Raw genomic sequence first — 12,713 nt, 5'->3', positions numbered from 1 at the left:
AAGGTATGTCGGATCTGTTTGAGTTCTACATTGACGGTGCCTGGGTCAAGCCTCACGGCACGGCCATTGAGCCCGTGGTAAATCCGTCCACCGAGCAGGTGGTTGCGCGCATCACCCTTGGCGACAGCCACGATGTGGACCGCGCAGTCGGCGCGGCCAGGCAAGCGTTTGCCGGGTTCGCAGCAAGTTCGCTTGAGGCGCGTGTCGACCTGCTGCAACGCATTATCCAGGCCTACAAACTCTACAGCGAAGCGCTGGTCGAAGCGGTTCACCTGGAAATGGGCGCGCCGCTGTCCCTGGCCCGCAGTGCACATGTGCCGGCAGGCCTGGGCCATCTGGTGCAGGCGCTGGAAGTGCTACGCGATTACCGCTTCGAACGCCGCATGGGCCAGACGCTAGTGGCGCGTGAGCCTATCGGCGTGTGCGCCCTGATTACCCCTTGGAACTGGCCACTCAATCAACTCACCTGCAAGCTCGCACCCGCCCTGGCGGTGGGCTGCACCGTCGTACTCAAGCCAAGTGAGTGTGCGCCGTTGTCGGCGCATATCGTCGCGCAAATCCTGCATGAGGCCGGGGTGCCGAAGGGGGTGTTCAACCTGGTCAACGGTAATGGGCCGGTGGTTGGCGCTGCGCTGGCCAGCCATGCCGAGGTGGATATGGTGTCGTTTACCGGCTCGACCCGCGCCGGCATCGCAGTGGCCAAGGCGGCGGCCGATACAGTCAAGCGTGTGTCCCAGGAGCTGGGCGGCAAATCCGCGAATATTCTGCTCGACGACGCCTATCTGCCTAGCGCGGTGCGTCACGGGTTACAGGCGTGCATCCGTAACAGCGGCCAGTCGTGCAATGCGCCGACGCGCTTGCTAGTACCGCGCGCGCAGCAACAGGCTGTGATTGATATCGTCCGGGAAGTGCTGGCGCAGGTATGTTTCGACGACAGTCAGCCGACCTGCGCCATCGGCCCTGTGGCGAACGCCCTGCAATTTGAACGGGTTCAGGCCATGATCGTTCAGGCCATCGCCGAGGGTTCGCGATTGATCGCCGGAGGACTGGGACGACCACGGGGGATTGAGCGCGGGTACTACGTGCAACCTACGGTATTTGCCGACGTCACCCCGGACATGCTCGTGGCGCGGGAAGAAATCTTCGGCCCGGTCCTGGCGATCATACCGTACGACAGCGAAGCCGAGGCGATAGCCATCGCGAACGACAGCCCTTATGGCTTGTCAGGCTACGTCACCTCGGCCAGTCTTGAACGCAGCCGTAGGGTTGCGCGGCAATTGCGCACCGGCATGGTCCATCTCAACGGCGCCCGGGCCGACCAGGCAGCGCCGTTTGGAGGCTACAAGCAGTCGGGTAATGGGCGGGAGTGGGGCGAGTTGGGGTTTGAAGAATACCTGGAGAACAAGTCATTGTTTGGGTATTAACGGTTTCAGAGGTACGCGACGGTGCGGCAAATAGATTAACCGCCCCTTTGCTCGCTAGTTGGCGCTAACACGCGAACAAAGCCGACTGCTTCGGTTGGTCGTTAAAGATCCTCGGACCGGCGTATTTCGCTACCATCACTGGGCGGTCGGTTTGATCTTCAGCGCCTTCTTCGCCGACAACCTGGTGTTGTCCGTACTCTTCCTGAGCGTCGCCGCCTCCGGGATTCTCAGCCTGATGCCGATTTTCTGGACCCTGCCGGGGACCTTGTTGTCGGGCGTAGCGGCTGCAGCCGGTATCGGCATGATCAACGCCATCGGCAACCTGTCGGGGCAACATCAACAATGGCACCTATGTGTTGGCCCTGTGTCTGTTCGTCAGTGGCGGGCTGATCCTGGCCATTCCCGTGTCCATGCTCGGCAGGGCGCCGAAAGCGGCAACCACCTCAGTGGCGCTGGAAACCGCATAGACATGCGCCAAGGAAATTTCCCACATCCAACCCCGATACCCGGTTGTTAGGCTCCAACTCTTTGACCTACTTCAAGGAGTTTCCTGATGACAAAACGTCTCGCCGCTGAGTTCTTCGGCACATTCTGGTTGGTGCTGGGTGGTTGCGGCAGTGCCGTGTTGGCTGCCGCATTTCCTGAGTTGGGCATTGGTTTTGTAGGCGTGGCATTGGCATTTGGCTTGACGGTATTAACCATGGCCTACGCCGTCGGCCATATTTGCGGCGGGCATTTCAATCCGGCGGTCACCTTGGGTTTGCTCGCCGCTGGGCGTATTGATGGCAAGGATGTGGTGCCCTATATCCTCACTCAGGTTCTGGGCGCGATTGCTGCGGCCGGGGTGTTGTACCTGATCGCCAGCGGCAAGGCCGGGTTTGATGTAACGGCGGGGTTTGCCACCAATGGTTATGGCGAGCATTCACCCGGGGGCTTCTCGTTGCTGTCGGTAGCGGTCACCGAGTGTGTGCTCACGGCGTTTTTCCTGCTGATCATCTTGGGCGTCACCGATAAACAGGCGCCGGCGGGTTTTGCGCCGCTGGCCATCGGGTTTGCCCTGGTCTTGATTCACCTGATCAGTATTCCTGTAAGCAACACGTCGGTTAACCCGGCGCGCAGTACGGGTGTGGCGCTGTTCCAGGGCGATTGGGCGATGGCCCAGTTGTGGGTGTTCTGGGTGATGCCTTTGCTTGGCGCAGTGGCTGGTGGCCTCGTGCACCGTTTTGCCTTGGCGACAAAACAATAGTCGCTAACTCCAACATCCTGGTGGGCTGCCAGGCCGCCACCGGGAGCAAGTCGAATCGTCGCACCGCCCCTCCCACAGGGGCCTGCGGTGCACCTGAAGTTGTGTAGATACCCATCCGCTGATGGGCCAAGCCAGCAGGCCCGACACGATCTTCTTGCATTGCCGGTTAATTGAACGGGAAGTGCCTGAATTAATAAGAAGTATGGCTAATTGCAACTAGTGGCTATTGGCTGCTAACGCTCTATATCAGTGCATTTGGCAATGTTTTGTATTTAATTCCCCCGTAATCCGGAACTAGCGCTATAACTTCCAGTCGATACCCCCGGCTAACTCCCGTATGGGCTGTGGCGAACTATTGGCATTGTTCGGTAGTTCCAAATAGCCATACTTTTCGCAATCTTAGATATTCCCAGATGATGTCGTCAGCCCTCATTGATGCTTGCAAGCTGCCTATCCCGCACACCGACCAGGTGTGCGCGTGGCTGATGCAGCATGCCGGGCTCAAATCCCTCGACCTGGAGCGCGCCCAGCGCTTATCCACTGACCCCCGCGACCTGCTGGGGTTATTGACGCGCCTGGGCTTGGTCTCCGAGGTCGAGCTGGCGCGTGCCTGGGCCGATCTGCTGAATGCGCCCTTGCTGCTGGCCGACGCCGCGCCGCCGCTGCTTGACCCGCTGCCGGTCTTGACCGAGCGCTTTATGCGGCACTACCAAGTGGTGCCCATGGGCTGGAGCGAAGGTGGCCTGCGCGTACTGGCCGCCAACCCGGCGCAGCTGTATCCGTTCCAGGCCCTGGCCTATGCCTGTCAGGTGCCGGTGTGGCTGGCCGTCGGCCCGCGCAATGAAGTCGACACACTGATCGAGCGCTATTACGGCCAGGGCCGTTCCGCCATGGGCACCCTGATCGAGAACCTCGACGAGCAGGACGGCGCCCTTGAAGATATCGAGCACCTCAAGGACATGGCGTCCGAAGCGCCGGTGATTCGCCTGGTCAACCTGATCTTGCAACGTGCGGTGGAACAGCGCGCTTCGGACATCCATATCGAGCCCTTCGAAAACCAGTTCAAGGTGCGCTATCGCATCGACGGCGTGCTGCACGAGGCCGAAGCGCCGCCCGCCAGTTCATCGGCGGCGGTGATCTCGCGGGTGAAAATCATGGCTCGCCTGGACATTGCCGAACGGCGCCTGCCCCAGGACGGGCGCATCATGCTGCGCATCCAGGGCAAGGAACTGGACCTGCGCGTGTCCACGGTGCCTACCAGTTTTGGCGAGTCGGTGGTGATGCGCCTGTTGGATCGGCAAACCGTGCAGTTCGACTTCCCCAGCCTGGGCTTTGACGGCCAGCGCCTGGCGGCCTTCCTCGACCTGCTCGAACGGCCCCACGGCATCCTGCTGGTGACCGGGCCCACCGGTTCGGGCAAAACCACCACGCTCTACACCGCCTTGTCGCGGCTCAACACCAGCGAACGCAAGATCATCACCGTGGAAGACCCGGTGGAATACCAGCTCGAAGGGATCAACCAGATCCAGGTCAAGCCGGCCATCGGCCTGGACTTTGCCGGAGTGCTGCGCGCCATCGTGCGCCAAGACCCGGATGTGATCATGATCGGCGAAATCCGCGACCTGGAAACCTGCCGCATCGCCGTGCAGTCCTCCCTCACTGGGCATCTGGTCCTTTCAACCCTGCACACCAACAGCGCTGCTGCGAGCATCACGCGTTTGCTCGACATGGGCGTAGAGAGTTACCTGATTGCCTCCACCGTCAGCGGCATCCTCGCCCAGCGCCTGGTGCGGCGCCTGGACCCGGCCACGCGGGTAGCCTTCGAAGCGCCGCCGGCATTGATCCAGGAACATGGCCTGGATCGATTGACCGAGCAGCGCCCGATCCTGCTCTACCGCGGCGATTACCACGGCCGTAGCGCGCTCACCGAATTGCTGGTGATGAACGACGAATTGCGCAGCCTGCTGATGCGCCACGCCGACGCCGCCACCCTTGAGCAGGCGGCGCGCCGCGGCGGTTTGCGCACCTTGTATGAAGACGGTTTGCGCCAGGCACTCGCTGGCGTCACGTCCCTGGAAGAAGTACTGCGCGTGACCCGTGGAGAGCACGCGTGAGTCTGTTCAAGTTCCGCGCCCTGGACAGCCAGGGAGTTGCCCAGAGCGGTACGCTGCACGCCGCTGACCAGGCCGCCGCCGTCGCCGCCATACACAAACGTGGCTGGTTGCTGCTGCATATCGAAACGGCTGGCAGCCCCTTGTTGCATAAAACACGTGGAACATTGAAGGGCACTGCGCTGGTGAGTTTCACCCAGCAGCTGGCCACGTTGCTCGGCGCCGGCCAGCCCCTTGAGCGCTCGCTGGGCCTGCTGCTCAAGCAACCCGGCCAACCCCAGGTGCGTGCGCTGATCGAGCGCATTCGCGAGCAGGTCAAGGCCGGCAAGCCGCTGTCGGTCGCGTTGGAGGAAGAGGGCGGTACGTTTTCCCCGTTGTACCTGAGCATGGTGCGCGCCGGTGAAGCCGGTGGGGCGCTGGAAGCGACCCTGCGCCAGCTCAGCGATTATCTGGAACGCAGCCAGTTAATGCGTGGCGAGGTGATCAACGCACTGATCTACCCGGCGTTCCTGGTGGTCGGCGTACTGGGTTCGCTGGCGCTGTTGCTGGCGTATGTGGTGCCGCAATTCGTGCCGATCTTCCAGGATCTGGGCGTGCCGATTCCGCTGATTACCCAGGTGATCCTGGGGCTTGGCGAGTTTCTGGGCGCCCATGGCCTGGTGTTGCTGGCCGGCTTGTTGATTAGTGCATGGACCCTGGCAGCACGCCTGCGCGACCCCGGCCGGCGCGAACGTTTTGACCGTCGTCTGTTGGGCGTGCGCGTGATCGGCCCACTGCAGCAACGGGTACAAGCTGCCCGCCTGACACGCACCCTCGGCACCTTGCTCAGCAATGGTGTGGCGTTGCTGCCGGCGTTGGTCATCGCCCGGCAGGTCTGCAGCAACCGTGCACTGCAGGCGCAAGTGGCGCTGGCGGCGCAACGGGTCAAAGGCGGCGGCACCCTGGCCGATGCATTTGGCAGCCAGCCTCTGCTGCCGGAGTTGGCCCTGCAAATGATTGAGGTCGGCGAACAAGCCGGTGAACTGCCCAGCATGCTGCTCAAGGTCGCCGACATCTTTGACATCGAAGCCAATCGCGCAATCGAGCGTCTGCTCGCGGCGCTGGTACCGACCCTGACCGTGGTCATGGCCGTGCTGGTGGCGGTGATCATGCTCGCGATCATGCTGCCGCTGATGAGCCTTACCAGCCATATATGAACCTTCATGGAGTTGAATCAATGAAAACCAGGCATCGCCAACGCGGCTTCACCCTATTGGAAATGCTCGCGGTGATCGTGCTGCTGGGTATCGTTGCGACCATTGTGGTGCGCCAGGTCGGCGGCAATGTGGACAAAGGCAAATACGGCGCGGGCAAGGCGCAACTGGCCAGCTTGAGCATGAAGATCGACAGTTACGCCCTGGACGTGGGTGCGCCACCCAACAGCCTGCAACAGCTGCTGGACAAACCGGCCAATGCGTCCAGCTGGGCTGGCCCCTATGCCAAGCCTTCGGAATTGAAAGACCCTTTCGGCCATGGCTTCGGCTATCGCTTCCCCGGTGAGCACGGCGCCTTCGACCTGGTCTTCTACGGCCAGGACGGCCAGCCCGGCGGTGAGGGCTACAGTGCCGACCTGGGCAACTGGGAATAACCCGCCCATGACCCAGCGCGGCTTTACCCTGCTGGAGATGCTGGTGGTGCTTGTATTGATCGGCGTTGCAGCCGGGTTGCTGGCGTTCGGAGTGCGCCAGGGGCTGCAGGTGGCCCAGGAGCGCCGGGTGGTCGGGCAGATGGTCGAGGCACTGCGCACCACGCGGGCGGGGGCGATTATCAGCGGCCAGGCGGCACGCACCGAGTTCGACCTCCAGGGCCTGACTTTCCAGGCCCCAGGGCGTGCGCCGCTACACTGGCCGGCCCAGTTGCAGGTGACGTTGCACAGTGCCGAGGCGGCGGGCGCCGCCGTGGTGTTCTACCCCGATGGCAGCTCCACCGGCGGCAACCTGTTGCTGGCCAACGGCACGCGGCGTTGGCGTATCGACATTGGCTGGCTCACGGGCAGCGTGCAGTCCAAGGCGCTGCCATGAAGCAGCAGGCCGGCTTTACCTTGCTGGAAATGCTCGCCGCCCTGACGTTAATGGCGGTGTGCAGCAGTGTGTTGCTGGTTGCCTTCGGCCAGAGTGCGCGCTCGTTGTCGCAAGTGGCCCACAGCGACCGCCTCACCCATGCCGCGCTCACGGTGCTCGACCAGGAAGCGGCCGGCCCGCTGACCGAGGGCACCCGCCAGGGCGAACTCGATGGCATCCATTGGCAGTTGACCAGCACGCGACAACAACCCCGTCTGTTTCGCCTCGACCTGAGCCTGCGCGAAGGCTCGCACCAGGCCCGTTTCAGCACCTTGAAGGCACGCCAGTGAAGCGCCGCGAGCAGGGCTTCACCTTGCTGGAGATCCTCGTGGTGCTCAGCCTGCTCTCGGTATTGGTGCTGCTGGTGGGCGGTGCGTTGCTAGGGGCCAACCGGGCGGTGGCCAAGGCCCAGGGCTACACCGCCAGCCTGGATGAAATGCGCGCCGCCCAACAGTTCTTGCGCACTGCCATCAGCGAGGCGCTGCCGTTGGATGTGACTGAGGACGACAGCCAGGCCGATGGGTTTTTTATCGCGACGCCAGAGCGCTTGCAGTTTGTGTCGACCTTGCCCGGTGTGCTCGGCGGTGGCATCCAGCGCTTTACCCTGCAGCGGGTCGAGCAGGATCTGCAGGTGGCGTTCTCGCAGCCGGAATCGCACAAACTTCCCCTGCGCGACGATCCCCAGGTGCTGCTGCATAACGTCGAGGCGCTGCGATTCAGTTTTCGTGGTGTCTCGCCATTGGGCCAGCCCACCGGCTGGTTGAGCACATGGCCCTGGCCCAAGCGATTGCCCGCTGCGGTGCGCATCGACGCCAGCGTCAACGGGCCGGTGCCGTGGGTGACCCAGGTGATTGCCCTGCGCCTGAACCTGTCCAGCGCGAGTATTGAGGAATGAGGCGCCAACGCGGTGCGGCGCTGTTGCTGGTGCTGTGGGTGCTGGCCTTGCTCAGCGTGTTGCTTGGCGGTCTGGTGGGTTGGGTACAGCTGGAAAGTCGCCAGGCGCTGTGGCATCGCCAGCACACTCAGACGCTGCTGGCTGCCGAAGCCGGGATCGCTCAGGTCATGGCCGATGGGCATTGGGTGGCGGATGGTCGTGCTATCGCGCTGACCTTCGATGATGCCCGCCTACAGGTACGCCTGCGCAGTGAGCGCGGCAAGCTGTACCTGGTCAACGCCCATACCGATGACCTGCTGCGCTTGGCCCTGGCCTGCGGTGCCACACCGGCCCAGGCCCAACAATTGGTCAAGGCCCTCGAGGCTCGTCGTAAACAGGGCCAGGCACCGTTTCGGGTGCTGGAAGAAGTACGTCAACTGCCCGGTATGACCCAGGCGCTCTACAGCCAACTGTTGCCGGAACTCACCTTGTGGAGCGACCTGGACCGACCCGATCCGGCATTCGCCAGCGCCTTGATGCGCAAGGCACTGAACCTGCCGCGCCAAAACGCCGAGGGCGTCGACCCTGGCCAGGTGCTGGAAATCGACAGCCGCGCCGAACGCCCCGGCGGCTATCAGGCGCGCCTGCAACTCACCGTCTTATTGAGCCCCGTGGAGGACAGCGCACAGCCCTATCGGGTCGTGCGGTGGCAAGAATGAATCGACTCGAACCTATCGCCAGGCAGTGGCGCGGCAGCCTGTTGCAACAAGGCTGGCGGCTGTGGCTCACAGAGTTGCGCGGCTGTGTGCCGAAGTGGCTGGCCCTGCAAGAGCCACCTGAGCAGGTCCATCATTGGCCGCTGACGACGCCGGTCGCGCCGGGCAATGCACGCCAGGTGCTGATGCTCGCCCACGACACGGTGTTGCAGCAACGCGTGCAACTGCCCCTGGCTGCCGCGCGCAACCTCACGGAGGTGGTCGGCTATGAACTGGACCGCTACACCCCGTTCGACGCCGAGCAGCTGTACTTCGTGGCTCGCCAGGAGCGGCGCACGTCCAGTCACCTTGAGGTAACACTGGTGGCGATCCTGCGCGAGCGCCTGGACCAGATCCTTAGTGACTGCGCCGCCCTTGGCTTGCATCCGCACCGCGTGGACGTAGCGGGCCTGGGTATCGACCTGCTGCCCGCGCCGCTGCGCCCGCGCCAACGGCCAGCCGGAAAGCAGTTGCAGCGCAGCTTGCCGTGGTTATGCGGCGCCTTGCTGATCGCTGCGATGCTGCTGTGGCTCAACGACCGCCAGCGCGTACTCGACACCATGCACGCCACGGTACAGCAGCAAAAAGCCCAAGTCGCCCAGGTGCACGCGGTACGCCAGCAACTGCTCAATACCCGCGGCGCAGCACAGTACCTCTCCCAGCGCAAACTGGCACAACCGCCCCTGGCCGCGCTGCTGAATGACTTGACCACCTGCCTGCCCGCCGACACTTGGCTTGACCAGTTGGCCGTCAAGGAGGGTGAGGTGACGTTCTCCGGCCAGAGTGCCAAGGCCAGTGGCCTGATCACCCGCATCAAAGGCTGCCGGCGCCTGGAAAATGCCCAGTTCGAAGGGGTCATTCAACCCGATGCGCGCACCGGCAAGGACCAGTTTGCCTTGCGCGCCCACTTACGCCAGGAGGCCGCCGATGCGCCGACCCCTCACACCCCGTGAACGTCGCGGCGGGGCCTTGTTGATTCTCGGCGTGGTGCTCGGTGCGGCCTATTGGCTGTTGATCGACAGCTGGTTTGCCGGGCCGCTGCGGGCCATGGGCGAACAAGCCGAACAATTGCGTGAACAGCAGCAACGCTACGCCAGCGTATTGCGCCAGGGCGATGCGTTGCGCGAGCAGCTTGAGCGGGCGCGGCAAGACCCGGCCAGCAGCGCCAGTCTGTTGCCCGGCGATGATCCCGATGTGGTCGCTGCCGACCTGATGCAGCGCCTCGCCGACCTGATCAACAGCCACGCCAACCTTGGCGGCGGCTGCACCCTGACCCAACGCAAACCCATCACTGCCGAACAGGATGACAGCGAGCCTTACCGCCAGGTCAAGGTCAGCCTCACGCTCAACTGCGCCATCGAACCGCTGACCGCGATCCTGCATGCGCTGGAATATCAGCCGCCGTTTCTGTTTGTCGATGAGCTGCGCATTCGCCGCAGCAAACAGGCGCCGTCCACTGGCGGGGCGGGCAAGCTGGCGGTGCAGCTGCTGGTGCGTGGTTACCTGCAACCTGCGCGGGTGGTGCAATGATCGGCTCACTGCGCCCATTGGAATGGAGCTTGCTCGGCCTGGCCGGCTTATTAGGTCTGTTGATGGCGGTGATCCTCAGCAGCATCGGCGATGAACCGCAGTGGCTGCCTGCAGCGCCGGTGTCTGCGCAGCCCTCCGTCAGTGTGCAAGCCGCTCCTGCGCTGGCGTTGCAGGATCTGGCTGCCACCTGGCAAGCACCGCTGTTCAGCCCGGACCGCCGCCCGGACCGGGTGGTGGGCAAGGTGCGAGTGGCAAGCCTGGCCAACCTGACCCTCAGCGGCATCATGATCACCGGCAACCTGCAAATGGCCATGATCAAGCAAGCCGATGGCCCGGCGCTGACGGTACGCCTCGGCCAGACCCTGCCCAACGGCTGGCGCCTGGAACACCTGACCCCGCAATACGCCCGTTTCGCCCTGGACGGGCGCACCCAGACCCTGAGCCTCTACGGCAAACGGTTACCCCTGATTTCCCATCCCCGCGAGCCCCTCCCTTGATCGATATGCGCACTTCGCTGTTTTGCCTGGCCACTGCCGTCTCCCTGGGCGGCTGTGGATCGTTGCCCGATACCCTCGACCCGGACGCCGACCTGCTGCACGAAGCACTGCAGGGCACCGGCTCGCAACGCCCGCCGCCCGAGTCGCCCGTGGCTGAAAACCCGCAGCCGGCCACCCCGGCACCGCCGCAACGCCAGTTGATTCGCGGCAATCAAGGCTTCGTGCGCCAGCCCACCGCGCCCGCGAAAGTACCGGAGCAGGGCGGCGACATCGTGTTCAACTTCGCCGACCAGCCCATCGAGGCGGTAATCAATAGCGTGATGGGCGACCTGCTGCACGAGAACTACAGCATCGCCGAGGGGGTGAAGGGCAATGTCAGCTTCTCCACCTCCAAACCGGTGGACAAGCAACAGGCGCTGTCGATTCTCGAGACGCTGCTGTCGTGGACCGACAACGCGATGATCAAGCAGGGCAACCGCTACGTGATCCTGCCGGCCAACCAGGCGGTGGCGGGCAAGCTGGTGCCGCAGATGCGCGTGGCGCAACCGTCCAGCGGCCTCTCGGCGCGGCTGTTCCCGCTGCGCTATATCTCCGCCACCGAGATGCAGAAACTGCTCAAGCCGTTTGCCCGAGAGAACGCCTTTCTGTTGATCGACCCGGCACGCAATGTACTGAGCCTGGCCGGCACCCCGGAAGAGTTGGCCAACTACCAGGACACCATCGACACCTTCGACGTCGACTGGCTCAAGGGCATGTCGGTGGCGGTCTTCGGCCTGCAACGTGCCTCGGTGGCCGAACTGATGCCCGAGTTGCAAGCCATGTTCGGTGCCGACAGCGGCACGCCCCTGGCGGGCATGCTGCGCTTCCTGCCGGTCGAGCGCACCAATTCGGTGGTGGCGATCTCTTCCCAGCCCGAGTACCTCAGCGAGGTGGGCGACTGGATTCGCACCATCGACGAGGGCGGCGGCAACGAGCCGCAGATGTATGTGTACGACGTGCGCAATATGAAGGCCGCCGACCTGGCCAAGTACCTGCGGCAGATCTACGGCAACGGCGCGATCAAGGACGACACGCCCGCCAAGGTCGCCCCGGGCTTGCGTACGACTACATTGTCATCGTCCACCAGCGCCGGTTTGCAAGCCAACACTCCTGTGCCAGCCCCCGAAGAGCCCGAGCCGCAGAGCGGCGAGAACACCCCGGCGGCCCCCACCAGCGACCTCGAGGCCGGCACCCGCATCACCGCGCAAAAGAGCAGCAACCAGCTGCTGGTGCGCACCCGCCCGGCGCAGTGGAAAGAGATCGAAGCGGCGATCAAGCGCCTGGACAATCCGCCGCTGCAAGTGCAGATCGAGACCCGCATCCTCGAGGTCAAGCTCACCGGTGAACTGGACCTGGGCGTGCAGTGGTACCTCGGCCGCCTGGCCGGCAATTCCACCAGCACCACGGTGGCCAATGCCTCCGGCAGCCAGGGCGCACTGGGCGGTGGTGGGGCAGGGCTGGGGGCGGCGGACTCGTTGTTCTACTCTTTTGTCAGCTCCAATCTGCAAGTGGCCCTGCACGCCCTGGAAACCAACGGCCGTACCCAGGTGCTGTCGGCGCCGTCGCTGGTGGTGATGAACAACCAGCCGGCGCAGATCCAGGTGGGCGACAACATTCCCATCAGCCAGACCACCGTCAATACCGGTGACGCTGACACCACCCTGAGCAGTGTCGAATATGTGCAGACCGGGGTGATTCTGGACGTGGTGCCGCGCATTAACCCGGGCGGCCTGGTGTACATGGATATCCAGCAGCAGGTCAGCGATGCCGAGAATCAGGTGGGTAATAGCGACACACCGGTGAATCCGCGGATTTCCACACGCTCGGTGTCCACCCAGGTGGCGGTGCAGAGTGGGCAGACGGTGTTGCTCGGCGGGTTGATCAAGCAAGACAACGCTGAGAGTGTCAGTGCCGTGCCTTACCTGGGCAAGATCCCCGGGTTGCGTTGGTTGTTTGGCAATACCAGCAAGTCCAAGGACCGTACGGAGCTGATCGTGTTGATCACGCCTCGGGTAATTACCAGCAGTAGCCAGGCGCGGCAGGTGACGGATGACTATCGCCAGCAGATGCAGCTGTTGCGGCCCGCTCAATAATTCCGGCTGCACCGAGTACGAATGTGGAAGGGGGCTTGCCCCCGA

The 12,713-nt window shown here is 63.6% G+C and carries 13 protein-coding genes and 1 pseudogene; all 14 read left to right on the top strand.

The window, feature by feature from the left end; translation table 11 throughout:
* The first annotated feature begins 5 nt into the window (after positions 1 to 5).
* The gene (locus ASD70_RS13440; protein ID WP_056846696.1) at positions 6 to 1,424 is read left to right on the top strand and encodes an aldehyde dehydrogenase family protein; all 1,419 of its coding nucleotides are present in this window, start codon (positions 6 to 8) and stop codon (positions 1,422 to 1,424) included.
* A 112-nt stretch (positions 1,425 to 1,536) separates the two neighbouring features.
* Positions 1,537 to 1,891: pseudogene (locus ASD70_RS28350) on the top strand (MFS transporter); the annotation flags it as partial.
* Positions 1,892 to 1,977: 86 nt separating this feature from the next.
* Positions 1,978 to 2,670 carry an aquaporin Z gene (gene aqpZ / locus ASD70_RS13430; protein WP_056846694.1) on the top strand — a complete coding sequence of 231 codons (693 nt, stop codon included), beginning with the start codon at positions 1,978 to 1,980 and terminating at the stop codon, positions 2,668 to 2,670.
* A 416-nt stretch (positions 2,671 to 3,086) separates the two neighbouring features.
* Complete coding sequence (gene gspE / locus ASD70_RS13425; protein WP_046072508.1) at positions 3,087 to 4,784, top strand: type II secretion system ATPase GspE; 1,698 nt, start codon at positions 3,087 to 3,089, stop codon at positions 4,782 to 4,784.
* The gene (gene gspF, locus ASD70_RS13420; protein ID WP_056846693.1) at positions 4,781 to 5,977 is read left to right on the top strand and encodes a type II secretion system inner membrane protein GspF; all 1,197 of its coding nucleotides are present in this window, start codon (positions 4,781 to 4,783) and stop codon (positions 5,975 to 5,977) included. The genes gspE and gspF overlap by 4 nt, the downstream gene beginning before the upstream one ends.
* Positions 5,978 to 5,997: 20 nt before the next feature.
* Positions 5,998 to 6,408 carry a type II secretion system major pseudopilin GspG gene (gspG, locus tag ASD70_RS13415; protein ID WP_108240670.1) on the top strand — a complete coding sequence of 137 codons (411 nt, stop codon included), beginning with the start codon at positions 5,998 to 6,000 and terminating at the stop codon, positions 6,406 to 6,408.
* 7 nt (positions 6,409 to 6,415) lie between these two features.
* Positions 6,416 to 6,841: a GspH/FimT family pseudopilin gene (locus ASD70_RS13410; protein ID WP_046068837.1), complete on the top strand. Its 426-nt coding sequence runs from the start codon at positions 6,416 to 6,418 to the stop codon at positions 6,839 to 6,841.
* Positions 6,838 to 7,170 carry a prepilin-type N-terminal cleavage/methylation domain-containing protein gene (locus tag ASD70_RS13405; RefSeq protein ID WP_046068836.1) on the top strand — a complete coding sequence of 111 codons (333 nt, stop codon included), beginning with the start codon at positions 6,838 to 6,840 and terminating at the stop codon, positions 7,168 to 7,170. The genes ASD70_RS13410 and ASD70_RS13405 overlap by 4 nt, the downstream gene beginning before the upstream one ends.
* Positions 7,167 to 7,775, top strand: a complete 609-nt coding sequence (locus ASD70_RS13400; protein WP_046068835.1) for a prepilin-type N-terminal cleavage/methylation domain-containing protein — start codon at positions 7,167 to 7,169, stop codon at positions 7,773 to 7,775. Before ASD70_RS13405 ends, ASD70_RS13400 begins: the two co-directional genes overlap by 4 nt.
* A complete protein-coding gene (locus tag ASD70_RS13395) occupies positions 7,772 to 8,473 on the top strand; it encodes a general secretion pathway protein GspK (RefSeq protein ID WP_046068834.1) in 702 nt (233 codons plus the stop codon). The genes ASD70_RS13400 and ASD70_RS13395 overlap by 4 nt, the downstream gene beginning before the upstream one ends.
* Positions 8,470 to 9,462, top strand: coding sequence for a PilN domain-containing protein (locus ASD70_RS13390; RefSeq protein ID WP_046068833.1), 993 nt, complete (start codon positions 8,470 to 8,472; stop codon positions 9,460 to 9,462). The genes ASD70_RS13395 and ASD70_RS13390 overlap by 4 nt, the downstream gene beginning before the upstream one ends.
* Positions 9,437 to 10,039 carry a type II secretion system protein GspM gene (gene gspM, locus ASD70_RS13385; RefSeq protein ID WP_056846692.1) on the top strand — a complete coding sequence of 201 codons (603 nt, stop codon included), beginning with the start codon at positions 9,437 to 9,439 and terminating at the stop codon, positions 10,037 to 10,039. Before ASD70_RS13390 ends, gspM begins: the two co-directional genes overlap by 26 nt.
* On the top strand, positions 10,036 to 10,536 hold the full coding sequence (locus ASD70_RS13380; protein ID WP_056846691.1) for a hypothetical protein: 501 nt from the start codon (positions 10,036 to 10,038) through the stop codon (positions 10,534 to 10,536). Before gspM ends, ASD70_RS13380 begins: the two co-directional genes overlap by 4 nt.
* Positions 10,537 to 10,541: 5 nt before the next feature.
* Entirely contained in the window at positions 10,542 to 12,668 is a 2,127-nt protein-coding gene (gene gspD / locus ASD70_RS13375) for a type II secretion system secretin GspD (RefSeq protein ID WP_056846690.1), read from the top strand.
* Positions 12,669 to 12,713 lie beyond the last annotated feature (45 nt).

The sequence above is a fragment of the Pseudomonas sp. Root569 genome (assembly GCF_001427465.1).
GTDB classification, from domain to species: domain Bacteria; phylum Pseudomonadota; class Gammaproteobacteria; order Pseudomonadales; family Pseudomonadaceae; genus Aquipseudomonas; species Aquipseudomonas synxantha.
Note: the sequence above shows the minus strand (reverse complement) of the source record. Positions and strands in the feature narration are given on the sequence as shown.

Coding starts and splice junctions, on each gene's coding strand:
- ASD70_RS13440 (WP_056846696.1), top strand. CDS start 6: ATGTCGGATCTGTTTGAGTTCTACATTGACGGTGCCTGGGTCAAGCCT.
- aqpZ (WP_056846694.1), top strand. CDS start 1,978: ATGACAAAACGTCTCGCCGCTGAGTTCTTCGGCACATTCTGGTTGGTG.
- gspE (WP_046072508.1), top strand. CDS start 3,087: ATGTCGTCAGCCCTCATTGATGCTTGCAAGCTGCCTATCCCGCACACC.
- gspG (WP_108240670.1), top strand. CDS start 5,998: ATGAAAACCAGGCATCGCCAACGCGGCTTCACCCTATTGGAAATGCTC.
- ASD70_RS13410 (WP_046068837.1), top strand. CDS start 6,416: ATGACCCAGCGCGGCTTTACCCTGCTGGAGATGCTGGTGGTGCTTGTA.
- ASD70_RS13405 (WP_046068836.1), top strand. CDS start 6,838: ATGAAGCAGCAGGCCGGCTTTACCTTGCTGGAAATGCTCGCCGCCCTG.
- ASD70_RS13395 (WP_046068834.1), top strand. CDS start 7,772: ATGAGGCGCCAACGCGGTGCGGCGCTGTTGCTGGTGCTGTGGGTGCTG.
- ASD70_RS13390 (WP_046068833.1), top strand. CDS start 8,470: ATGAATCGACTCGAACCTATCGCCAGGCAGTGGCGCGGCAGCCTGTTG.
- gspM (WP_056846692.1), top strand. CDS start 9,437: ATGCGCCGACCCCTCACACCCCGTGAACGTCGCGGCGGGGCCTTGTTG.
- ASD70_RS13380 (WP_056846691.1), top strand. CDS start 10,036: ATGATCGGCTCACTGCGCCCATTGGAATGGAGCTTGCTCGGCCTGGCC.
- gspD (WP_056846690.1), top strand. CDS start 10,542: ATGCGCACTTCGCTGTTTTGCCTGGCCACTGCCGTCTCCCTGGGCGGC.